The sequence below is a fragment of the Rothia sp. CCM 9416 genome (assembly GCF_048513535.1).
Lineage (GTDB): Bacteria > Actinomycetota > Actinomycetes > Actinomycetales > Micrococcaceae > Rothia.
Map to the genome: position 1 here is coordinate 50,936 of NZ_JBLXXR010000005.1, position 22,740 is coordinate 73,675.

Consider the following 22,740-nt stretch of genomic DNA (forward strand, 5'->3'; position numbering starts at 1 on the left):
CAATCAGGGCCTCCACCTGTGACCGGAAAGCCTAGAACTTTCCGGTCACTGTGGATTTTTAACTACCGAATCTGGTTTATCGGTGCCCTAATTTCTAATATCGGCACCTGGATGCAACGTACAGCCCAGGACTGGCTGGTTTTTAACGACCTGTCCAGCCATGACTCTACCCAGATGGGTATCGTGATAGCTCTCCAGTTCGCCCCACCGCTTTTGTTGTCCCCCTACGCTGGTGCACTAGCTGACCGGGGTAACCGCCGGAAAATTCTGATGTGGACCCAGGGCCTTATGGGGCTTCTTGCCCTCGGCCTGGGCCTACTGGTGCTCTCTGGGCATGTTGCTATCTGGCAGGTCTACCTTTTTGCGCTCGCCCTGGGCCTGGTTTCTACCCTTGACGCGCCGGTACGTTCCACCCTGGTTTCTGAATTGGTATCGGATAAAGACCTACCCAACGCCGTTGCCCTGAACTCCATGTCCTTTAACGTGGCGCGCATGATCGGCCCGGCCTGCGCCGGTTTGCTGGTGGTTCTTGTGGGTACGGGGCCGGTCTTCTTGATTAATACCTTCTCTTTTGCTGCCATGATGGCAGCTATTCTCGCTCTGCGTACCTCGGAGCTAAGGCCTCTGCCCCGTTCATCGGCGGCCCAGAGCCGTATCCGTGACGGCTTTGGCTACCTTAGGGGCCGCCCCGACATCGTTGTGGTGATGGTAGCGGCCTTCCTCATCGGCACTTTTGGCCTTAACACAGCCCTCAACATTGCTGCCATGGCAACCACCGAATTTGGGCAGGGTGCTGGGGAATTCGGTGTGCTGAACTCGGTGGTAGCTATCGGCTCGGTAGCCGGTACACTCTTAGCTGCTCGGCGAGATACCCCACGGATGCGGTTCATGTTCGCATCCTGCCTGGGGTTTGGCGTGGCTACAGCGCTCGCGGCGCTGGCTCCCAGTCTCTGGCTCTTTGCTCTGGCACTGATTCCTCTGGGGTTGATGGCGCTGACTATTATTACTTCTGCCAACGCCTATGTGCAGGTGACCACCGAGCCTGAAATGCGCGGGCGGGTTATGAGTATCTATATGGCTGTCTTTATTGGTGGAACCCCTATCGGTTCTCCCTTGGTGGGGCTGGTTAACGATATCTTTGGGGCGCGTTGGGGGCTGGGTGTGGCCTCTGCGTCGGGTTTCCTGGCCGCTCTTCTGGGGCTGGTATGGATTATGAAGTACCGGCACCTGCACCTGCGCTATGACCGCTCAGTACCTACCCGCCTGGTTCTGCGCGCTCAGCAAAGCCCCGCTGCTGAGGGCACTGAGCCGCCGCCTGTGACAGCTGCAATTGATATCCAGGAGCCACGCTAGACTTTCACGTGGCATAAAAAGCCGCCCCGCACTGCCTCTAGGAGGTGAAACGGGGCGGCCCGGTCTTAAGAGCCGGAAGCTTTTTAGCCCGCGGTCTGCTCGACCAGGTAGTCGATACAGTTCAGCAAAGCTGATACATCGTCGGGGTCAATCGCGGTAAAGGTCGCAATGCGGAGCTGGTTGCGGCCCAGCTTGCGGTAGGGCTCGGTATCGACGATACCGTTAGCACGTAGCGCCTTAGCGATAGCTGCCGCGTCAATGCTGTCATCAAAGTCCACGGTGGTAATCACGTTTGAGCGCTCTGCCGGATTGGCTACAAAGGGGCTGGCAAAGTCTGACTCTTCTGCCCAGCGGTAGACTCTGCCTGCTGAGTCAGCGGTACGGGCCGATGCAAAGGCTAGACCGCCTTGTTCATTGAGCCACTTGAGCTGTTCGTTGAGCATGATCAGGGTGGCCAGTGCGGGGGTGTTGTAGGTTTGGTTCTTGCGTGAGTTATCGATAGCGGTTACCAGGTTGAGGGAGTCAGGAATCCAGCGGCCTGAGTCCTGAATCCGCTGTGCCCGTTCCAGGGCGGCGGGTGACCAGAGCCCCAACCAGAGGCCGCCGTCGGAGGCAAAGTTCTTCTGGGCTGAGAAATAATAGACATCAGCCTGCGAGATATCAAGGTCAAGGCCTCCTGCGGCGCTGGTTGCATCGATGAGAACCAGGGCGTTTTCACCGGCGCCTTGGGGGCGGCTGACGGGTGCGAAAACACCGGTTGAGGTTTCGTTGTGAGGCCAAGCGTATACATCAACACCTTCCTCAGCGTGGGCAACCGGCCTAGTCCCTGCAGGGCTGGTCAAGACGGTAGAGTCTGCCAGGAAAGGAGCGGCCTGGGTGGCGGCTGCGAACTTAGAGCCGAACTCACCAAAGGTGAGGTGCTGGGCTTTGTTCTTGATCAGCCCAAAGGTGGCGGCATCCCAGAAAGCAGTAGCTCCGCCGTTACCAAGAATTACCTCGTAGCCCTCGGGCGCAGAGTAGAAAGAACGCAGACCCTCACGGATTTCACTGACCAGGTTCTTGACAGGGGCCTGTCGGTGGGAGGTTCCCATAAGATGCTGGCCTGCCGCTTGAACAGCGGCAAGCTGTTCGGGGCGAACCTTTGAAGGGCCGGCACCAAAACGGCCATCGGCTGGGAGCATATGGGATGGAATGGTGGGGAAGTCGGTCACGGTGTCTCCTCGTAAAAAGTAGGGGCTAAGCGCAGATAGCGGATGCGTGGAAAGGGGGAGGGTGCTATCTGCTGTCCTACTCTTTCTATTGTGACGGTGATAGGGGTGCTTGTCGGCTAGGGCGGGGCAAGAACCGCAAAAGAGGGGCTGAAATTTACAGAGTGAGAAGCAAGAGGGTAGAACTGTGCAAACCTGATCGGGCAGGGTCACACCCAAAAGCCTGGGCACGGCATACAATTAATGATAATGACTGCACTGTTTGCCTAGCCCTAGCGGGGTGGGCTCGGAACGAGAGGAGAAGGCATGACTGACCTGATTGATACTACTGAGATGTATCTGCGAACTGTGCTCGAACTTGAAGAAGAGGGTATTACCCCTATGCGAGCTCGAATCGCCGAACGCCTTGAACACTCTGGGCCTACCGTCTCCCAGACTGTTGCCCGTATGGAACGACACGGCCTGTTGACTGTAGCGAGCGACCGTTCTCTTCAACTCACCGATGAAGGCCGCCACAAGGCTGTTGAGGTAATGCGTAAGCACCGTCTTGCTGAACGCCTACTGGCCGATGTGATTGGTTTAGAAATGGAGTACATCCACGAAGAAGCCTGCCGCTGGGAGCATGTGATGAGCGAGCGAGTGGAACGTCGTCTCCTGGAACTCCTCAACGAACCTAAGTTCTCGCCTTACGGTAATGCTATTCCTGGTTTGGAGGAGCTGGGTGCACAGAGCCAAGAGAACGATGGACGTACAGTCACCATGTCGATTGCGGCTAAAGATTCCGATGAGGATGACCGGTTTACCGTCTCTCGTCTGCCAGAGTTTATTCAGACAGATGTTGAGCTATTAAAGCGCTTAGGTGATGCAGGAATTGTCTACGGCGCAACTGTTTCTATTGTGGGGCGTAAGGACGGCTCCGTTCTGGTGCACGCCGATGGTGAAGATGAGTCCTTGATCCTGAACGCTGAGGTAGCAGAAGCTATCGTCGTCAAAAGGTAACATCTTGGTAACAGAAAAGAGGCTTGGGCGAGCGCCTAGGCCTCTTTTTTGTTATCAAACTGTTATATTCGCTGCTTCCGGGAGACGGCAGGGGCGCGGTGATGGGTCCTGGGGCCCTCAGTAGTACCGTCCAGTGAAGTTTTTTAATTAAGTGGCGGGTTTCTCATTGGTGCCCCCTGATGGGAGGGCGCGGTGGCTCCTGGGGTAAAAAACTCTTCTTTATATGACCCCAGTCACCATAATTTCAGCTTGTCAGAACGGGTTTTTTGATAGCTTTCAGAGCTTTGTTCCCGAGGTGTGACCTGTAGGCAATAGATAACCCTGCTTACTTTCTAGGGTTGGAAGCCGCGACTTTTGTAATCAAAACGTGACAATATCTGAAAGTGTGTGTAGTGTTTTGATTTGTGCTCATCACTGGTCGGATTAGCACCCTGCGGACTGAACGCCTAGTTCTGCCACGGTTCACAGGTTCACTCACAAACATCATCAGGCAGAAGCGGGGGACCCAACTTTGGGATCCTGTACTAGGAGCCCTTGGGGTTAAGTTACCTTCACCGGTAGCCGAGCGTACTTCATGTTCGAACCCGACAGCTCACCTCGTCCGGCAATGGAGGAAAACACAATGACTAAGTCAACTATCATTCGCAATGCAGGTATCGTTGCAGCTTCAGGTGCCATGCTGGCCGCTTCAGTTGCTCCCGCAAACGCTTTTGCAGTAGCAGAAACCGCTACCGCTCCCGTTCAGTCCGCTCCTGCGCTGGCTGTATACGACAACCAGGCTTACAACTCCTACAGCTACAACTACGAAACCGTTGCCCCTGTAGAAAATACCTCTGTTGTAACCACTCAGTCCAACACCGTCGCTGAGCTTCCCAGCAACGTCGATCTCTCCACCGCTCGTGAAACCGTTCTGGCAGCTGCTTACGACGGCCTCGGTGGCGCCTACGTATGGGGTGGCAAGTCCTACAAGGCTTGGGACTGCTCAGGCTTCGTATCCTACGTTTACGCTCAGGCTGGCATCAACCTGACCGCCTACACCTACGCTATGGCAACCCAGCTCACCCCTACCGCTAACCCCCAGCCCGGTGACATCGTTTTCACTAACGGTTATGCACACGTTGGTATCTACGTTGGCAACGGCCAGATGATCTCAGCGCTGAACCCCTCACAGGGCACCATGCTGACCGCTGTTGACGGTGGCGGCTTCATGCCTGTTGACGGTTACTACACCGCAGGTATCTAATAAGACTTCACCCTAGGGTCCTGCTAAGGCGAATAGCCTCGGCTTCCCTGAGGTAGTCCAACCACAGTTTTCCTGGTCGTAAGAGAAAGCTGTGAGTATTAAAGAATTCCTACCACACATCACACGGTATGGATCCCCCTAGTAGGCCTAAGCCTGCTAATGCGCACCAGACGACCAGCTGGGGCGCATTTTTTATCCCCTTTTTCTATTCCCTTACGCGCAGCTAGGATATAGCCTATGGCACCTCAATTTGAAAGCCCCAGGAATGCATCGGATCAAGAGTTTACCTATATGGCTGTGGGTATGATTGCCGGGGCGGTCCCCGGAATTGTTATTGGTCTGCTTATCGCCCTTTTGGTTGGCCACGCTGCTATGTGGGTATCGATTACCGGTGGTGTGGGTATCGTCATCGGCTTGCTGATCTCGCGTGCCCTCTACCGTAAAAAGCAGCAGAAGCTCCCGTAGGAAAAGGGCTGCTAGGGCTATAAAAAGAATGTTCATTCTCTCATAAGCTGAGGTCTAAACGCGAAAAACCCACCTACCAGAGTAGGTGGGTTTCTCTGTCTGTGCCCTCGAATGGATTCGAACCATCGACACCCGCTTTAGGAGAGCGGTGCTCTATCCCCTGAGCTACGAGGGCAGGCAACCCCATCAGTTTACAGCATTGAGGAGCTAACTCTAAATACAGGCCGTGTGTGAGCTCGTCATTCAAAGCCCCTTGCCGGGGTACTCCTTGACCCCGAACTCAGGCTTATGACTGGCCGGGTAGCTCACCGCGTGAGAAAGCATCAACCTTAGAGCGGACAAGACGTACAGCCAGATACCCTAGCTGAAGCAGGCAGAGTACAAAGAGTCCCCAGCGAAGTGCTATGAGCAAAGAAGCCAAAGCTGTAGCGGAGCTGAGCGGGTTGGCAATAGCCTGATCCAGCGCAAAACCACCGGCCATAAATACACCGGCGTAGGCAAGAGGAAGGGCGAGCATCAGCCGGCCCAGAAGCAGCTCAAAGCGGGAAGCCCTAACCATATTCCACCAGGTAAAAGCAAAAATGAGGGGTAAAATCAGGCCCGTTGAGCGGTGCACAATCTGGTAGCTACGGATACCTTCTTCGCCCAGGCCAGATGCCAGAGCCTCTAGGTGCTCAGCATCAAAGCTAGCCATGAGTTCAGGGGCAGTCACACCTGCAACTGTCGAAATACCGGGCAATAAGATGAGGTAGTAGTAGAGAAGGAAGAGGGCTGTGACCGTGAAAGCCACTCCCACAAAGATATAGGAGCCGCCGCCTTTTTCCGGTTGGGCAGCTAACTCCGCTGCGCTGTAGTCGGTGATAACCCGCGGTTCTGCCTGTGCCTTTAGTCTGGACCGTGCTGCAGGCGGGGAGGGAGCGGGGGAGTGCACTTGTGTGTTCTCGCCATAGAGGCGCTTCTTCTGACCTTTTGAAAGACCCATACTGTCTATCTTATCTGTCAGCTAAAAGCTGGGGCCTCGAAAGTATGTTCGCCTAAAATGGTTATTTGACGGTTGAATCAGGAAAAGAGCCCACCATGTTTGATGACGATGATTTTATGCCCACCTCTCGGGCACCCAGGCCTCAGGGCGAAAGCGCAGAAGAGGCCCCGCCTATGGGCCAACCTGGGGGAGGGTACTACGATGAACCCGACTGGCTCCCTAGTCAAGAGCCTGCACCGGTTCCCACCGCCCCAGCTGATCTGGCTGAGCTCGACTTCCTGCCACCCTCCTACCAGATGGGTGGTGCTCAGTTTGGCGGTCCTTCCCGTCAGCCCGCTTGGCAGGTCCAACCGCATAGGCTCCTTGAAGGCCTGAACGAGCACCAGGCTGCAGCCGTTGAACACGCTGGCTCGCCTCTGCTCATCGTTGCTGGTGCAGGATCCGGTAAAACCCGCGTCCTCACCCACCGTATTGCCTACCTGCTGGCGGCTGGGCGTGCTCACCAGGGTCAGATCCTGGCTATTACCTTTACCAACAAAGCGGCCGCAGAGATGCGTGAACGTATTACCGACCTCGTTGGGCCAAAAGCTCAAAATATGTGGATTTCCACCTTCCACAGCTTCTGCGTGCGTCTACTTCGCCGTGAAGCTAAGAACCTGGGCCTTAAAACAACTTTCTCAATCTACGATTCTGCCGACTCCCAGCGCCTGCTAACCCTGATTATCAAACAGCTCAACCTGGACACTAAGAAGTTCACTGCTAAGGCCGTGGGCAACCGAATCTCCAACCTGAAGAATGAGCTGGTGACCGCCCAGCAGTTTGCCCAGGAAACCTCCCCCAGCGACCCCTGGGAAGCTGCCATCTCTAAGGTTTACAGCATCTATACCGAACGTCTCAAAGCGGCCCACTCACTTGACTTTGATGACCTGATCTTGGAAACCGTCAACCTGCTTCGGAATCACCCGCAGGTAGCCGAATACTACCGCCGCCGCTTCCGCCATATCCTGGTGGATGAGTACCAGGACACCAACCACGCCCAGTACCAGCTCGTTCGCCAGCTGGTGGGGGCTCCCGCTCAAGGCCCGGAACCCGGTGCGCCAGGGCCCTACCCCGATGCCTACCCTCCGGCAGAGCTGACCGTTGTGGGCGACTCTGACCAGTCCATCTATGCCTTCCGCGGTGCTGATATTCGCAATATCACCGATTTTGAGCAGGATTACCCCACTGCTCGCACCATTTTGCTGGAACAGAACTACCGCTCAACCCAGAACATCCTGAGCGCGGCTAATGCCGTGATTGAACGCAACCCCGGCCGCAGGCCCAAGAAACTCTGGACAGCCAGCGGTGATGGCGCAAAAATTACCGGCTATGTGGCCGAATCTGAGCAGGCCGAAGCACGTTATATCGCCCAGGAGATTGACCGCCTGCGTGACGAGTACGGAACCGCGCCGGGTGATATTGCGGTCTTCTACCGGACCAACGCCCAATCCCGTACCCTGGAAGAAATGCTCATGCGAGTTGGTCTGCCCTACCGGGTGGTGGGCGGCACTCGCTTCTACGAACGCAAAGAAATTAAAGACGCCCTGAGCTACCTGCGAGTTCTCGTCAACCCCGATGATGATATCAACCTGCGCCGGATTCTCAACGAGCCTAAGCGCGGTATCGGAACTAAATCGGAGAGTGTGGTTGCCGACTACGCACGAGCCAACCGCATCTCTTTCATGGCAGCCCTGCGCCAGGGTACCGAAGTTCCGGGGCTGGGCTCTGCCGCGGTTAAGAAGCTGGCCGTTTTTTCCCAGCTCATCGACGACCTGGCCCAGATCGCACAGACTGAGTCTGCCGCTACCTGCCTAGAAGCCGTCCTGGAACAGAGCGGCTACCTGGCTGCCCTGCGTGAATCCAAGGATATTCAGGACGAGTCCCGGGTAGAAAACCTATCGGAACTGGTAGATGCTGTCCGCGAGTTTGAGATTGATAACCCCGGTGCAAGCCTCGAGGACTTCTTGGAGCACGTTGCCCTGGTCGCTGACGCTGACCAGATTCCCAACAAGCCAAAGCAGGACCAGGAAGGCGGCCCCAGCGCTGCTCAGATTGCGGCAGAGGTTGCCGAGGCTCGTTCTCAGGGCGTAGTTACCCTCATGACCCTACACACGGCTAAGGGCCTAGAGTTTCCGGTGGTCTTCCTCACCGGTATGGAGCACGGACTCTTCCCTCACCAGCGTGCCCTGACCGATGACTCGGAGATGAGTGAGGAACGCCGACTGGCTTACGTTGGCCTGACTCGCGCGATGGAACGGCTTTACCTGACTCGTGCCGAGAACCGGTCTATGTGGGGCCAGAGCCAGTTCAACCCACCCTCTCCTTTCCTTGAAGAGATTCCCGAGGAACTTATCGAATGGAAACGTACCGGCTCCACTTATTCGATGGGTGGCCTTAGCTACGGCGGTGCCTACGCTGGCGGCAGGGGCGCTTGGCGGTCAGAAACTGGCACACCGGCTTACGGAAGCTCTAGCTACTCTGCTCGCTTCGATCAACCTCAGCGCAGGTCTTCCCCCTCGATAGCTGAAGTGAACGGTTCTGCCTCCTACGGCTATGCCGCCGCAGCAGGCAAGGTCTCGCGGGTACAGCAGAATAAGGAAATTCCCCTACTCTCCGTCGGCGATACTGTAGAGCACACAACTTTCGGTGAGGGTAAGGTTCTGGCACTTGAAGGGACAGGAGACAAAACGGTGGCTAAAGTTCGTTTTGCCCGCGAAGAAAAGCGACTGCTTCTGCGCTATGCGCCATTGACCAAGAAAGATAGCTAATCGTGGCCGCTAGCGCCCTAAGGGGGTATCATGCCTTTGCCGGTTCTCTATCATGCCACAATGAGGTAGCTCGATGAACAATGACAGTAGTTTGCCCTCGGTTGCTGAGGAGTTCGCTCATGCCATGGACGAGGTCACCGATACCCGTATCCAGCTTCAGGAAATATCTGACCTGTCGCTCTTCCGGCTTGAAGTGGACCCTGCTAGCTCCGCCGCTCACCGTTTAGAAAAGGTACTGGGAGTTTCCCTCCCCGAATTACCCGGCCAGGTCAGCGGTGACGCATTAGCCCGCTACATGCTCTACGGTACCCGACAGGTCGTAGCCTGCCTTTATGTCGAAGCAGGGGTCTACCTGGTCGTGACCCGCGTTGATCCGGTGAAACTAGGGCGAGCTTTAGCTACTGCCCTAGGGAATGATGAGGGTCTGGTTCTTGATGTATCAGTTAACCGCACCGTCCTTAACCTTAGCGGGCAAGCAGCTGCGCAGGTGATTGACCAAGTTGTAGCTTTTGACTTCCCACCCGATGTCTTTAAACCGGGGCAGGCCATGAGCTGCCGGGTTTCTGAAGCCAGGATTATGCTATGGCGTATTGATGAGATGGAGTACCTCATGGTTCCGAGGGCTTCAGACACAGCACCGTTCTTGGTCAATATCTTGGATGCCTGTGCCCTCCTTAAGTAGCTGAGCCTAGCTCTGCTAACTCGATCGTACTTAACTGGGTCGCTCAATATAACTTGATAAGTTAGCTCCCTTGCTGTGAAGTGCGCTAAAGTTGCTCATGGAGAGGCTTCTGTGTGCTCTGGCTCTCGCTGGGGGCACGTGGAGGCTTCGCATTTGTAAAGGCCTGGCCCACACGGCCCGGCACGACTTCGACGAAGAAGGACACTCCTGTGGACCTGTTTGAATACCAGGCACGAGATCTCTTTGAGAAGCACGGTGTACCCGTGCTCCAGGGCATCGTAGCTACCACCCCAGAAGAAGCAAAAGCCGCTGCCGAAAAAATTGGTGGCGTCACCGTTGTCAAAGCACAGGTCAAGGTAGGCGGCCGCGGTAAAGCGGGCGGCGTTAAGGTTGCTAAGACCGCCGATGAAGCCTACGAGTATGCTCAGCAGATTCTGGGCATGGACATTAAAGGCCACACCGTTCACCGCGTGATGATTGCTCAGGGCGCTGACATTGCCGAAGAGTACTATTTCTCTATGCTGCTTGACCGGGCTAACCGCTCCTACCTGGCTATGTGTTCGGTGGAAGGCGGCGTGGATATTGAAACTCTGGCCGTTGAGCGCCCCGAGGCTCTGGCCAAGGTAGACATCAACCCCATTGAGGGAATTAGCCCCGCTAAGGCCGCTGAAATCGTTGAGACAGCTGGCTTTGCCGAGGACACCCGCCAGGCTGTAGCCGCTGTACTGGTCAAGCTGGGCGAGGTCTACAAGAAGGAAGATGCCACCCTGGTGGAGGTCAACCCGCTGGTCAAGACCGGTGACGGCAAGATTCTGGCACTGGATGGCAAGGTCTCCCTGGACGATAACGCAGAGTTCCGCCAGCCCGATCACGAGGCCCTGGTCGATAAGAGCGCAGAGAACCCCCTCGAAGCCAAGGCCAAGGAAAACGAACTGAACTACGTCAAGCTCGATGGTCAGGTCGGCATCATCGGTAACGGTGCGGGCCTGGTTATGTCCACCCTGGACGTTGTAGCCTACGCTGGCGAGAACCACGGCAAGGTCAAGCCCGCTAACTTCCTGGATATCGGTGGCGGCGCTTCTGCTGAGGTTATGGCCGCTGGTCTGGATATCATCCTCAACGATGAGCAGGTCAAGTCTGTGTTCGTCAATGTCTTTGGTGGTATTACCTCCTGTGACGCTGTTGCTAACGGTATCGTTCAGGCTCTTGAGATCCTGGGCGATAAGGCAACCAAGCCCCTGGTCGTTCGCCTTGACGGTAACAACGTGGAAGAAGGCCGCCGCATTCTTTCTGAGGCCAACCACCCGCTTGTACACCTGGCCGAGACTATGGACTCCGGTGCCGATAAGGCCGCCGAGCTGGCTTACAACGCTTAATTCACCGCGAAAACACAGATTTAGAAGGTTTTTATTATGTCTATCTTTTTGAACAAGGACTCTAAGGTCATCGTTCAGGGCATCACCGGCGGTGAAGGTACTAAGCACACCGCCCGTATGCTGGCCGCTGGTACCCAGATTGTGGGCGGCGTTAACGCCCGCAAGGCTGGCACCACCGTTACTCACAAGGACGCTTCGGGCCAGGACATCGAGCTGAAGGTTTTTGGCTCTGTGGCTGAAGCTATCCAGGAGACCGGCGCAGACGTTTCAATCGTCTTTGTACCCCCGGCCTTTACCAAGGACGCTGTTATTGAAGCGATTGACGCTGAGGTTCCCCTGGTGGTTGTCATCACCGAGGGCGTGCCCGTAGGTGATACTGCCGAATTCTGGGCCTACGCCAAGAGCAAGGTCAATGCTGAGGGCAAGCATGTCACCCGCATCATTGGCCCCAACTGCCCCGGTATCATTACCCCCGGTGAATCCCTGGTGGGTATTACCCCCGCCAACATCACCGGCAAGGGCAAAATCGGTCTGGTATCTAAGTCAGGCACCCTGACCTACCAGATGATGTTTGAGCTGCGCGATATTGGCTTTACCACCGCTATCGGTATTGGCGGTGATCCCATTATTGGCACCACCCACATTGACGCTCTGGAGGCTTTTGAAGCTGACCCTGAGACCGAAGCGATTGTGATGATTGGTGAGATTGGTGGTGATGCTGAGGAGCGTGCCGCTGAGTTTATCAAGGCTCATGTGACCAAGCCTGTTGTTGGCTATGTGGCTGGTTTTACCGCTCCTGAGGGTAAGACTATGGGCCATGCTGGTGCGATTGTCTCTGGTTCTTCGGGTACCGCTCAGGCTAAGAAGGAGGCCTTGGAAGCTGCTGGTGTGAAGGTGGGTAAGACTCCTTCTGAGGCTGCTCAGCTCATGCGTGAGATTTTTGCCTCTTAGAAAGTAGCCTTTCTCTAATTATTAGAAGATAGAGAAGGACAGATAAGTATCTGAGCAGGGGTTGGAGCTATAGGCTCCAACCCCTGCCTTTTGCCGGTCAACAAGAGCAAGTAGGTCAGGGCTGATGGGCGGGCAAGAACTAGCGGATAGGGGCAAGGCGCTAGCTAGCCTAAAGGGTATTGAGGCCAGGGGGCGGTAGCTTGAGACAGTGATCCTGAGCGCTTGCTCAGAGAGATTGCTGGCTAGGCCAGAGCCACATTAAAGGCCAGCCCCAGCAAGTAGGTAGCCAGGGCAGCTCCGTAGCCAATAGCTAGCTGACGTAAGCCACGTTTGAAAGGTGAAGCACCGGAGAGTAGGCCCACCACGCCACCGGTTAGCATGAGGGCAAGGCCTACCAGCAACATGGCTAGCAACATAGCGAATGGACCCTGTACCCCAAAGATGTAGGGCAGGATCGGAATGAGAGCGCCGGAGGCAAAGAAGCAGAAGCTTGAGGCGGCAGCTCCCACATCGCTACCCAGCGCACCGTGTTCTACCCCCGCTTCCTGATCCTCCTCAAGGTCGCGGAAAGAGAGTGAGGGGTCGCAGTCGCAGGTGAAGTGCCCAAAGCGTTCCATGGCACGGTGGCGGGCTGCCTCCTCGCTCATACCGCGGGCCTTGTAAATCAGCTCTAACTCATTCTGGTTAATATCGAGCTGGTGGGCTACATCGAGGGTGACCTGGGTGGGGCGGGAGGCGTCGAGTAGCTCGCGCTGGGAACGGACCGATACAAACTCACCGGCAGCCATAGAAAGCGCGCCTGCCAACAGGCCTGCGACACCAGAAAGAAGAATCATAGAGTTGCTGACCCCGCTAGCGCCAACACCCATGATGAGCGCAGCATTAGAGACAAGGCCGTCATTTGCGCCAAAGACAGCGGCGCGGAAGTTGCCAGAAAGCTTTTCTCGGCCAGCGGTAGAAAGGGCTCGAATGATTTCCTCATGGATAGCCTCATCGGCTGCCATAGCCTCAGTTGCATCGGGATCCTCCGCGTAGGGGGAGCGTCCCTCGGCTCTTTGGGCTAGGGCAAGAACGAAGACTGAGCCAAAATTTTTGGCTAGAAGTTCAAGAATACGGGCCGAGACCGAAGGTTTGGGCTCAGGAAAAGCGTGTTCTCCAAGAAGCTGGCGCCAGTGATTCTGGTGGCGGTATTCGGCCTGGGCTACTTGGCCTAAGATTTCTGCCTCTTTACCGTGGGTGCGTTCAGCCAGCGCAGCGTAAATGCGAGCTTCGGAGATTTCTTCTGCTAAATAACGCCGCCAGCGGCGAATTTGGGCCTTGCTGGGTGTTGTGCAGGGGGCAGTATATGGGGTGGGTGCTGTCACGATCTTTTACTCTTAGGTCTGGAGCTGGTAGCGCTGGGGCGAGCCCCCTGTGGCTGACTCTTACTCTAGTCATAGACTGGGACCGGTGGCAACGGTCAGCTAGAGCCCCGGGGGATATGTTGTAAATCACATAAATGGTTTATGGTCTTTGGTGGGTAGAGCAGGGGCTGGCTAAGATCCCTTTGGGGAGAGTGTTGTACCCAGTCAGTTGCGCTGAGGTTAGCCTTGCTTACCTTCTGTTTTAGGCAGAATACCTTGTCAAATCAGGGTTTCCTTATTATGATTTACTCAGAATAAGCCTTGAAATGGTGGCAGGGACAGCGTAAGGTTGGAACTACACAGCAGGCCGAAACCCACAGCTTGGGATCGACCTGATTACCTAACAGGAAGTTTAAGAATCATGAGCAAATACGCATCATTTACCGTACCGGGCCTCACCGAAGAGTCTGGCCACCACGTAGCTGACGTCCTCCAGCTCCGCCTGCACGCCCTCAATGACCTGCACCTGGTCCTCAAGCATGCTCACTGGAATGTCGTTGGCCCCAACTTCATCGCAGTCCACGAAATGCTGGACCCCCAGGTAGACCAGGTGCGCGGCTTTGTTGATGCCATCGCAGAGCGCATGGCTACCATGGGTGTTTCCCCCAACGGTCTCTCAGGCGACCTGGTAGAAAAGCGCACCTGGGCCGGATATGATGTTGACCGTGCTGACGCTATGACCCATATCCGTGCTCTTAATGACGTCTATAGCGCTGTTATCGAAGACCACCGTGCTGCTATTGCTAAGGTGGGCGATATTGACCCTATTACCGAAGATTTGCTGATCGGTCAGACTGCCGAACTGGAGCTCTTCCAGTGGTTCCTGCGCAGTCACCTCGAAGATGGGCAGGGTAACCTCAGCTAGCAGGTAACCCTCGCAACTCAAAAGCCGGGGTGGCTCACCGTCAAGAGGTGGGCCACCCCGGCTTTGTGGTACCTGCTTCTTGTGAGGACTAAGAAGGGTGGGCCTAAAATGGGGGAGTGAGCCAAATGCAAAAAACCTCAGCCAATCACCTACCTCCGCAGGGCCCTCAGCTGGGTGCTCCTGGTGAGGCCCGGTCACACCCCTACTTGATGAGACAGGGCGGGCTCCTGACCAGGGCTATTTTCTACCTGGCTGTTCCCTGGGCACTTCTCTCGGCCCTGTGGGTGGTTGCTGGGCGCTCCCTGTTTGGTGCCGGCGGTAGCCTGCTGCCAATTTTCGCCATCTCACTAGGGCCGATCCTGGCGGGTCTGATGCTAGCGGCAGCCTACTTCTCGGGCAAAGAAATGAAATTACAAAAAGCTGGTAAACGGGCAGGTCTACCGCCGAGGACCGCGCTTGTCTGGGGTGCCACCTGGCTGATGGCCCTCATCTTCGGTTTTTTGGTCCCCGACCGCCTGGATGGAACTGTTGTCTCGGCGGCATCGTCACTACTGGGGGGTGACTTTATTGGGCTCTCAGCCGGTTTCGGCAACCCAGCCGGTATCCTCACTTACGCCTTTGCAACTGCCTCCCTGCTCCTTTCCCTGAGTAACTGGCGGCGAGCTGAATCGGTCTCCCGCGGTGTCGATGATGCTGTCAAGGAAGAATTGGAGCGGGCAGAATCCATATATGATTTCTTGGATTGAGCTAGCCGGACTCGGTGGATTGGCCTTCTTGCTCGGTGGGTCAAGGGTGGGGAAGGCCTCAGTTATCTGGTGTATATAAGTTGAGTGTAGTAGACTCAATTATGAGTTGAGTGAAGTACACTCAACCTTAGGGAAAAGACCTACTAGCTCAGGAGAAAAATGTCAGCTCAATTCACCAGTAAAAGCCAAGAGGCCTTATCGGCCGCCAACCTTAACGCCCAAACCGCAGGCAACCCCACCCTCGATACACCCCACCTGCTCAAAGCCTTGCTTGACCAGCGCCAGGGCGTAGCGGTTGCGGTCCTCAAAGCCGCAGGGATCGATGTTGATGCACTCTCAGTTGCGGCATCCACCGAAATCTCCAAGCTCCCCAAAGCATCAGGAGAATCCACCGCCCAAGCACAGCCCTCACGGGCCCTGCTGAGCGCCATTCAAACAGCCCAGGCTAAAGCCGGAACATTCGGAGACACCTACATCTCCACCGAAATCCTCCTGCTCGCCCTAGCTGCAGGTAACGACGCAACCGCCCGTGCCCTCACCGCCGCAGGTGCCAGCGAAAAAACCCTAGAAGAAACCATCCCCCCAGTCCGAGGAGACCGCACCGTGAGCACCCCCGACCCTGAAGGCACTTTCGGTGCCCTCGAACAGTACGGCACCGACCTCACTGCCATCGCCCGCGAAGGCAAACTTGATCCCGTCATCGGCCGAGACAGCGAGATCCGCCGCGTCATACAGGTACTTTCCCGCCGCACCAAGAACAACCCCGTACTGATCGGGCAACCCGGTGTCGGTAAGACCGCCGTCGTCGAAGGCCTAGCCCAACGCATGGTCTCCGGCGACGTACCCGAAACCCTGCGCGGCAAAACCCTTATCTCCCTGGACCTGGGTGCCATGGTCGCCGGTGCCAAATACCGTGGTGAATTCGAAGAACGCCTTAAAGCCGTACTCGAAGACATCAAAAAATCCGAAGGCCAAATCGTCACCTTCATTGACGAAATCCACACCGTCGTCGGTGCCGGTGCCAGCGAGGGCTCCATGGATGCGGGCAATATGCTCAAGCCCATGCTAGCCCGCGGCGAACTACGCCTGATCGGTGCCACCACCCTGGACGAATACCGCGAAAACATCGAAAAAGACGCCGCCCTGGAACGCCGCTTCCAGCAAGTCTTTGTCGGTGAGCCTTCTGTGGAAGACACCATCGGCATTCTACGCGGCCTCAAAGAACGCTACGAAGCCCACCACAAGGTAGCCATCGCAGACTCCGCCCTGGTCGCCGCCGCCAACCTTTCCAACCGTTACATTCCCTCCCGCCAGCTCCCCGACAAGGCCATCGACCTGATCGACGAGGCCGCCTCGCGCCTGCGCATGGAAATCGACTCGGCACCCGAAGAAATCGACGTCCTCCGCCGTGCCGTAGACCGCCTCACCATGGAAGAACTGGCGCTCGCCAACGAAACCGACCCCGCTTCCCTCGAACGCCTAGATGCCCTACGTGCAGATATGGCCGACAAGAAGGAAGAACTCGACGCCCTCAACGCCCGCTGGGAAGCTGAGAAAGCCGGACTCAACCGAGTGGGCGACCTCAAAACCCAAATAGACGAGCTGCGTTCCAAAGCAGAAGTAGCCCAACGCGAAGGCAACCTGGCAGAAGCCTCCCGGATCCTTTACGGCGAAATCCCCGCCCTTGAAGCGCAACTGGCCGAAGCTCAGCGGGCAGAGAGCAGCGCCCAGCAAGAATCCATGGTCTCCGAAGAAGTCACAGCTGACGAAATCGCCGAAGTTATCTCCGCCTGGACCGGTATCCCCGCAGGTCGTATGCTCCAAGGCGAATCCGAAAAGCTCCTGCACATGGAAGAAGAACTCGGCAAACGGCTGATCGGCCAGAAGAAAGCTGTCGCCGCCGTAGCCGATGCCGTGCGCCGCTCCCGCGCCGGTATCTCCGACCCCGACCGGCCCATCGGTTCCTTCCTCTTCCTGGGCCCCACCGGTGTCGGTAAAACCGAGCTGGCCAAGGCTCTGGCTGAGTTCCAGTTCGACGATGAGCGTGCCCTCGTCCGTATTGACATGAGCGAATACGCCGAAAAGCACGCCGTCGCCCGCCTAGTCGGGGCCCCTCCCGGATACGTCGGCTACGAAGAAGGCGGTCAGCTCACCGAAGCAGTCCGCCGCCGCCCCTACTCCGTCCTTCTACTTGACGAGGTCGAAAAAGCCCACCCCGAAGTCTTCGATATCCTGCTCCAGGTTCTTGACGACGGCCGCCTCACTGACGGCCAGGGCCGCACCGTTGACTTCCGTAACGTCATCCTCATCCTGACCTCCAACCTGGGCTCTCAGTTCCTGATCGACCAGAACCTGGACGATGAGAGCCGCAAGAGCGCAGTTATGAACACGGTCAACGCCGCCTTCAAACCGGAGTTCCTCAACCGCCTGGACGAGCTCATCATCTTTGAGCCACTGAGCGCAGAGGACCTGTCCTCCATCGTGGCCTTGCAAATCAAGTCCATGGCCCGCCGCTTGGAGGACCGCCGACTGACCCTGGATGTCACCCCTGCCGCCACCGAGTGGCTGGGACTAGCAGGCTACGACCCCGCCTACGGCGCCCGTCCCCTGCGCCGCCTGGTTCAGCGAGAAATCGGTGACCGCCTGGCACGAGGAATCCTTGCAGGGACTATCAAGGACGGTGACACCGTCCGGGTGGATATTAACCCCGATGTAGCCGTGGAAGGCCTGGTCCTTACAGCCAGCTAACCCTCCTTCACCGCAGGTGCAAGGTCGGTCGGCAAGCTTCCTTCCTGCCCGGCTCGCTGGCGCTCGCTGAACAATTCATGTCAGCCCCAGCCAGCTTGCCTCCCCCTTGCACCTGCCAGGGCTGATGCTGCGGAGATACTCACCTACACTGGAAGAGTGAGAGAGAACCAACCGCATCACCGGGGAGAAAGACTCGATACCCGCTACGCGGGCGAGCCCACCCACCTGACCGAGCAGGCCCACATCGCTGCCACCCACGCCGCCGCCCTGCGCTCTATCGAACGGGTCGTCCACGAAACTACCCCGCCCACCGACCCCGAAGTTGCCTGCCGGGGCATCCAGGAACTCCTTACCGACGGGGCAGTGCTGGCCCTGACCGGGGCAGGCATATCTACCGGCTCAGGAATACCCGACTACCGGGGCCCCGCCGGATCACTGCGCAACCACCGGCCCATGACCTACCAAGAATTTCTCTACGACCCCCAAGCCCGCCACCGCTACTGGGCCCGCTCCTTCGTCGGCTGGCGGCAGATGAGCCGCGCCCACCCCAACACCGCCCACTACCTACTGGCCGAGCTCGAAAACAGCGGGCACCTCACCGGCATCATCACCCAAAACGTAGACGGCCTGCACACCGCTGCCGGGAGCCGTACCGTGCTCCCGCTCCACGGAGACCTCTCCACCATCCAATGCCTCGAATGTGGCGCCCAAGAAGCCCGCACCAGCCTTGATGTTCGCATTAACGACGCTAACCCAGGCTACCTTGAGAGGGTCACCGGCCCTTCCCTACAGGTCAACCCCGACGGTGATGTAGACCTAGACGCTACCTTTATCCGCGACTTTCAGATGGTCGGTTGCCTTGCCTGCGGCTCTACCCGTCTCAAACCTGCCGTGGTCTACTTTGGCGAACCCGTCCCCGCCACCAGAAAAACCCGTGTCCAAGACCTCCTAGAGCAATCCCGCTCCCTGCTCGTACTCGGATCCTCCCTGGCTGTCATGAGTAGCTACAAGATAGCCCTCGATGCCGTCCGTTCAGGAAAGCCCCTGGCTATCATTAACCGCGGACCGGGCCGCGCTGATCGCCGCGCAACCTATCTTTGGCGCGAAGACCTTGCAGAAGCGCTTTATCTGCTCAGGGGCAATTCCTCAAGACTCACTTAACTCTGGAGACTAAATCTCTGAATCTAGAGCGTAAAAGGGTGAGCTTCCTGGGTGGAAGTAGCTCGTAATATGAGGGGTCTTCCCTATTTTTTATGCTTCTTACATCTCACTGGGCGAACAGACAAGCAAATATGCTTAAAACAAGGTACCCTTGTATACGGAAAAGACTGAAAGATTTTCTGGTTCTCCCTTGAGCACGGATGGGTAGCCAGATACGAGCGATAAAGAGGGGGTCTCGCCATGGGGCGCGGCCGTCAAAAGGCTAAAGCAACTCGGCAGGCTCGGGAGATGAAATATTTCAGCCCCGATACTGATTACACGGCACTCGAACGTGAACTGAGAACAAGTGGCAAATCCAAGCCTAAGGCGTCTGCTCATCACTACGATGATGAGGACGACTACTCGGATTATGTGGATAAGTACGCCGATGAATACCTGGAGAAGTAAGACCGCCTCCTTATGATGCGGGTTCTTACCTCACCCAGCCCTAAAGGACCTGCTGGCAGCAAATGCTAGCAGGCCCTTTTATTTTATGCCCCCAGGAAGTACTGTCCCAAGGAGAAGAGGCAAGACGAGGGTTTTTGACAGGCATAGGAGGGCTTAAAAGGGGTACAGTTGAGGTAGTTACAGACCCAATAATCGCCCTTGGCCAACCACACCCAGCACACATCATCTCAATGAAAATACTTGTCGTTACGCACTACTATCCGCCCGAAATTGGTGCGCCTCAGCGCCGTTGGTCGGCTCTGGTAAAACGCTGGCAGAAATCAGGACACCAGGTGACCGTTTTCTGTCCGCCGCCCCACTACCCGGATGCGGAGGCCAGCCGATTCCTGCGTGAAAAGCACCGGGATACTCCGCGTATTCACCGAGGTAAGTATGGGGAGCGTGTCTTACGTCTTCCCTATCTTCTCCACGGTCCTTCCGGAGTAACCCGGTTGGCTGATCAGATTATTACCGCTACCAGCTCGGTGGGTAAAGCCTTGATCCTGGCTCTCGGCGGGGATCGCTTCGATGTTGTTGTTGCAACCGTCCCGGGGCTGCCTTCGGCCTACGCCGGTATCGCTATTAAAAAGCTTCTGCGTGTGCCCCTGGTTCTTGAACTGCGCGATGCCTGGCCCGATATTGTGGCCAGACCCAGCCAAGAAATCAGTGGTATCGCCCTGCGTGAGCGGGTAAAGCGCCGCTTCTCACGGTCCTTTACCCGAGCCCAGCGGCAGGCCGATGTACTGGTTACCGTTACTCACCGCTTCGCCCGAAAACTGCGTGGGCGCAACATGCAGGAGGTCGTAACTATCACTAACGGGGTCACCCCAACTATGTTTCACAGCAGGATAGATCCGGCCCCCCAACGCCCAGGTCAACTCCGTCTGCTCTATTCTGGGACGGTTGGTCGTTCCCAGGGGCTTATCACCCTCTTGCAGGCTCTAGAAATGGCCCAAAAAGCCCAACCCGAGACCCGCTTTAAACTCCGTATTGTGGGGGAGGGAGCAGAACGGCAGATGCTCCAGGACTACGCCAGGGCAAGGAACCTACCCGTCAAGTTCCAGCCTTTACAGCCCCGCTCGCAGGTCCGTAAAAACTATAAATGGTGCGATGCCACGATTGTTTCGCTCAAAAATACCCCGGCTTTTGAACGCACCGTACCCTCCAAACTGTATGAACTGCTGACCGTGCCCCGTTTTCCCATAGCCCTGGTCACCGGCGAAGCTGCTGACATTATGCAAGCGGTGGGGGTAGGTGCCCTGGTAGAGCCTGAGAACCCTCAGGAACTGGCTGACCTGTGGTGCCGCCTGGCAACCGATCGTTCACTGCTCCAGGTGGGTCATGCAGGTCGTGACTTTATCTTCAAGAACTATAACTACGACCAGCTAGCCCAGCGCTACCTCACGGTGCTCGAAAAGGCGGTAGAGACAGGCAGGACACACTCATGAGCCTGCCACAAGGAGCATCACAGCTAGCCTACCTGGCAAAGAATGCGACTCTTGCCGTCCGTATTAGTGTGGGTGCCCTGGGCACAGACCCCGCCGTTTTTGCGGTTCAAGCCACGCGGCGGCTCCCCGCTGGCCCCCGTCAGCTTCTGGGTACCGGTCTGAGCCGTACACCCTGGGTGGGAACCCAAGCCATGGGCGCACTGATGACCGGGGATAAGGAAGCACTGGCGCTTTCAGAACAGCGCCTTCGGGCAGGGCAAAGACGCGCAGATAGTATCAGCACCCGGCTGGGTTGGGAGGTACTGGCTGCTGCCAACCTGGTTGACCTGGAACACGACAAGAACTTGCCCCCGGTTACCCTGGCGCGGGCGCTGTGGTCGGCTGGTCGCCTGACCGAAGCATGCGCGATAGCAAACACCAGCGGAAAGAAAAGACTGGCTAAAAAACTCGCAGCTGAGGCCACCCTCCTGCAAGAAACATGGTTTCCCCAGCTGAACGAAAACTCACCGGCTACCGGCGCCGCTCGGCCCGGTCGTAGACCCTTTGCCCTGCACCTGATTACTAACTCTCTACCTGCAACCCAGTCTGGCTACACCCTACGAACCCACCGCCTACTGACCGCCCTGGCGCAGCGCGGGGTAAACCTGCGGGCAGAGACCCGCACCGGCTACCCCGTGACCGTCGGTAAGCTCGATGCCCTCCCCACCGCAAGGGTCGAAGGTATTACCTACCGGCGTCACCTACCCTGGAAACTGGCGTCGTATCAGCCCCAGAAAATCGAGCAGTGGGTCAGGCACCTAGCTTACAGCTACGCGGATAACCCGCCAGCCCTCATCCATACCACCACCCATTTCCATAACGGGCTGGTGGCTCGATCCCTGGCCCGGTACTGGAATATCCCCTGGGTCTACGAGGTACGCGGTATCTTGGAAGAAACCTGGCTTTCCCACCAGCCTGAGGCGCGCCGCGAGAGCGCCGCCGCCAGCGAACGGTTCGCTCTCACCCGAGCCCGGGAAACCCAGATCATGCAGGCCGCTGACCACCTCATTACTCTCTCCGAGACCATGAAGCGTACCCTGGTGGAGCGGGGCCTGGAGCCTCAAAAAATCACGGTGGTTCCCAACAGCGTTGATGAGAGCCTCTTTGACCTTGACCTGACCCCGGCTCAGGCCCGCCAGAAACTGGGGCTGAGCGCTGAGGGCTTCTGGTACGGCTCGGTTAGCTCACTGGTACCTTATGAGGGCTTCGATACCCTCATCCGGGCGCTAGCGGTGGTGCGCCAGCAGGGTATTGACGCGCGGCTGATGCTGGCCGGTGACGGTAGTGACCGGGTGCGTCTTGAAGCTCTGACCCGCTCCCTGGGCCTAGAAGAATACACCGTCTTTTTGGGTAAAGTAGACCCACACACCGCCTACACAGCCCACCAGGCTCTCGACGTTTTTACTGTGCCCCGAACCCGCGATAGGGTCTGCCAGAGTGTCACCCCGCTCAAACCCATTGAAGCTATGGCGCTGAACCGGCCTCTGCTTGTGAGCGACCTAGCCCCGCTGACCGAACTTGTTGAGAACCGGGTGACCGGACCCACCGGCCTAATCGCCAGTGCAGGGGACCCCGGCTCTTTTGCCCGGCAACTGTGCGCTCTGGCAACTGATGAGGACCTGCGCCGGGGTATGTCCCAGCAGGGGCGTATTTTTGCTCGAACCCGCACCTGGGCACAGAACGCCCGTACCGTCCAAGGAATCTATAATCGGCTGACTGACTCCTAAAAATGCTCACAATGGCCCGGAGGTTGAACACAAGCTCCGGGCCATTTCATT

Annotated in this window: 18 protein-coding genes, 1 tRNA gene and 1 riboswitch; of the genes, 15 read left to right on the forward strand and 4 right to left on the reverse strand. The window is 57.1% G+C overall.

Translation table 11 applies throughout. The features are described 5' to 3' along the window. Window positions 1-18 precede the first annotated feature (18 nt). A complete protein-coding gene (locus ACN080_RS03770; RefSeq protein WP_419099122.1) occupies window positions 19-1,353 on the forward strand; it encodes an MFS transporter in 1,335 nt (444 codons plus the stop codon). An 83-nt stretch (window positions 1,354-1,436) separates the two neighbouring features. Here the strand turns inward: ACN080_RS03770 and serC are convergent, their stop codons facing one another. After that, a complete protein-coding gene (serC, locus tag ACN080_RS03775; RefSeq protein WP_419113102.1) occupies window positions 1,437-2,534 on the reverse strand; it encodes a phosphoserine transaminase in 1,098 nt (365 codons plus the stop codon). Between the two features lie 333 nt (window positions 2,535-2,867). Between serC and ACN080_RS03780 the strand changes: the two genes are divergently transcribed. The 3 genes from ACN080_RS03780 to ACN080_RS03790 all read left to right on the forward strand — a co-directional run bounded on the left by ACN080_RS03780 (window position 2,868) and on the right by ACN080_RS03790 (window position 5,268). Beyond that, the gene (locus ACN080_RS03780; RefSeq protein ID WP_419099123.1) at window positions 2,868-3,560 is read left to right on the forward strand and encodes a metal-dependent transcriptional regulator; all 693 of its coding nucleotides are present in this window, start codon (window positions 2,868-2,870) and stop codon (window positions 3,558-3,560) included. Between the two features lie 457 nt (window positions 3,561-4,017). Further along, a riboswitch (cyclic di-AMP (ydaO/yuaA leader) is annotated at window positions 4,018-4,178 on the forward strand. Between the two features lie 4 nt (window positions 4,179-4,182). Further along, window positions 4,183-4,803 carry a C40 family peptidase gene (locus tag ACN080_RS03785; RefSeq protein ID WP_419099124.1) on the forward strand — a complete coding sequence of 207 codons (621 nt, stop codon included), beginning with the start codon at window positions 4,183-4,185 and terminating at the stop codon, window positions 4,801-4,803. A gap of 237 nt (window positions 4,804-5,040) precedes the next feature. Further along, a complete protein-coding gene (locus ACN080_RS03790) occupies window positions 5,041-5,268 on the forward strand; it encodes a hypothetical protein (RefSeq protein ID WP_419110864.1) in 228 nt (75 codons plus the stop codon). Window positions 5,269-5,370: 102 nt separating this feature from the next. On the opposite strand, the gene ACN080_RS03795 is transcribed toward ACN080_RS03790, so the two are convergent. Continuing rightward, window positions 5,371-5,443, reverse strand: a tRNA-Arg gene (locus ACN080_RS03795). A 111-nt stretch (window positions 5,444-5,554) separates the two neighbouring features. Continuing rightward, window positions 5,555-6,250: a hypothetical protein gene (locus tag ACN080_RS03800; RefSeq protein WP_419113085.1), complete on the reverse strand. Its 696-nt coding sequence runs from the start codon at window positions 6,248-6,250 to the stop codon at window positions 5,555-5,557. Window positions 6,251-6,345: 95 nt separating this feature from the next. On the opposite strand from ACN080_RS03800, the gene pcrA reads away from it, so the two are divergent. The 4 genes from pcrA (at window position 6,346) to sucD (ending at window position 12,066) form a co-directional block, all read left to right on the forward strand. Then, on the forward strand, window positions 6,346-9,057 hold the full coding sequence (pcrA, locus tag ACN080_RS03805; protein WP_419113086.1) for a DNA helicase PcrA: 2,712 nt from the start codon (window positions 6,346-6,348) through the stop codon (window positions 9,055-9,057). Between the two features lie 73 nt (window positions 9,058-9,130). Further along, window positions 9,131-9,739, forward strand: coding sequence for a hypothetical protein (locus tag ACN080_RS03810; RefSeq protein WP_419099128.1), 609 nt, complete (start codon window positions 9,131-9,133; stop codon window positions 9,737-9,739). A 209-nt stretch (window positions 9,740-9,948) separates the two neighbouring features. Then, the gene (gene sucC / locus ACN080_RS03815) at window positions 9,949-11,115 is read left to right on the forward strand and encodes an ADP-forming succinate--CoA ligase subunit beta (RefSeq protein ID WP_419099129.1); all 1,167 of its coding nucleotides are present in this window, start codon (window positions 9,949-9,951) and stop codon (window positions 11,113-11,115) included. A gap of 36 nt (window positions 11,116-11,151) precedes the next feature. After that, window positions 11,152-12,066: a succinate--CoA ligase subunit alpha gene (gene sucD / locus ACN080_RS03820; RefSeq protein WP_419113087.1), complete on the forward strand. Its 915-nt coding sequence runs from the start codon at window positions 11,152-11,154 to the stop codon at window positions 12,064-12,066. Window positions 12,067-12,308: 242 nt separating this feature from the next. On the opposite strand, the gene ACN080_RS03825 is transcribed toward sucD, so the two are convergent. Then, complete coding sequence (locus tag ACN080_RS03825; protein WP_419104789.1) at window positions 12,309-13,430, reverse strand: VIT1/CCC1 transporter family protein; 1,122 nt, start codon at window positions 13,428-13,430, stop codon at window positions 12,309-12,311. A 400-nt stretch (window positions 13,431-13,830) separates the two neighbouring features. On the opposite strand from ACN080_RS03825, the gene ACN080_RS03830 reads away from it, so the two are divergent. The 7 genes from ACN080_RS03830 (at window position 13,831) to ACN080_RS03860 (ending at window position 22,689) form a co-directional block, all read left to right on the forward strand. Further along, the gene (locus ACN080_RS03830) at window positions 13,831-14,334 is read left to right on the forward strand and encodes a Dps family protein (RefSeq protein ID WP_419099132.1); all 504 of its coding nucleotides are present in this window, start codon (window positions 13,831-13,833) and stop codon (window positions 14,332-14,334) included. A 125-nt stretch (window positions 14,335-14,459) separates the two neighbouring features. Beyond that, window positions 14,460-15,080: a hypothetical protein gene (locus ACN080_RS03835; protein ID WP_419113088.1), complete on the forward strand. Its 621-nt coding sequence runs from the start codon at window positions 14,460-14,462 to the stop codon at window positions 15,078-15,080. Between the two features lie 159 nt (window positions 15,081-15,239). Continuing rightward, the gene (gene clpB, locus ACN080_RS03840) at window positions 15,240-17,828 is read left to right on the forward strand and encodes an ATP-dependent chaperone ClpB (protein ID WP_419099134.1); all 2,589 of its coding nucleotides are present in this window, start codon (window positions 15,240-15,242) and stop codon (window positions 17,826-17,828) included. Between the two features lie 225 nt (window positions 17,829-18,053). Then, window positions 18,054-18,989 (forward strand): Sir2 family NAD-dependent protein deacetylase, encoded by a 936-nt coding sequence (locus ACN080_RS03845; RefSeq protein ID WP_419113103.1) that lies wholly within the window; start codon window positions 18,054-18,056, stop codon window positions 18,987-18,989. Between the two features lie 240 nt (window positions 18,990-19,229). Then, window positions 19,230-19,436: a DUF3073 domain-containing protein gene (locus ACN080_RS03850; protein WP_419099135.1), complete on the forward strand. Its 207-nt coding sequence runs from the start codon at window positions 19,230-19,232 to the stop codon at window positions 19,434-19,436. A 230-nt stretch (window positions 19,437-19,666) separates the two neighbouring features. Next, window positions 19,667-20,923, forward strand: coding sequence for a glycosyltransferase family 4 protein (locus ACN080_RS03855; RefSeq protein ID WP_419113089.1), 1,257 nt, complete (start codon window positions 19,667-19,669; stop codon window positions 20,921-20,923). Next, entirely contained in the window at window positions 20,920-22,689 is a 1,770-nt protein-coding gene (locus ACN080_RS03860; RefSeq protein ID WP_419113090.1) for a glycosyltransferase family 4 protein, read from the forward strand. Before ACN080_RS03855 ends, ACN080_RS03860 begins: the two co-directional genes overlap by 4 nt. Window positions 22,690-22,740 lie beyond the last annotated feature (51 nt).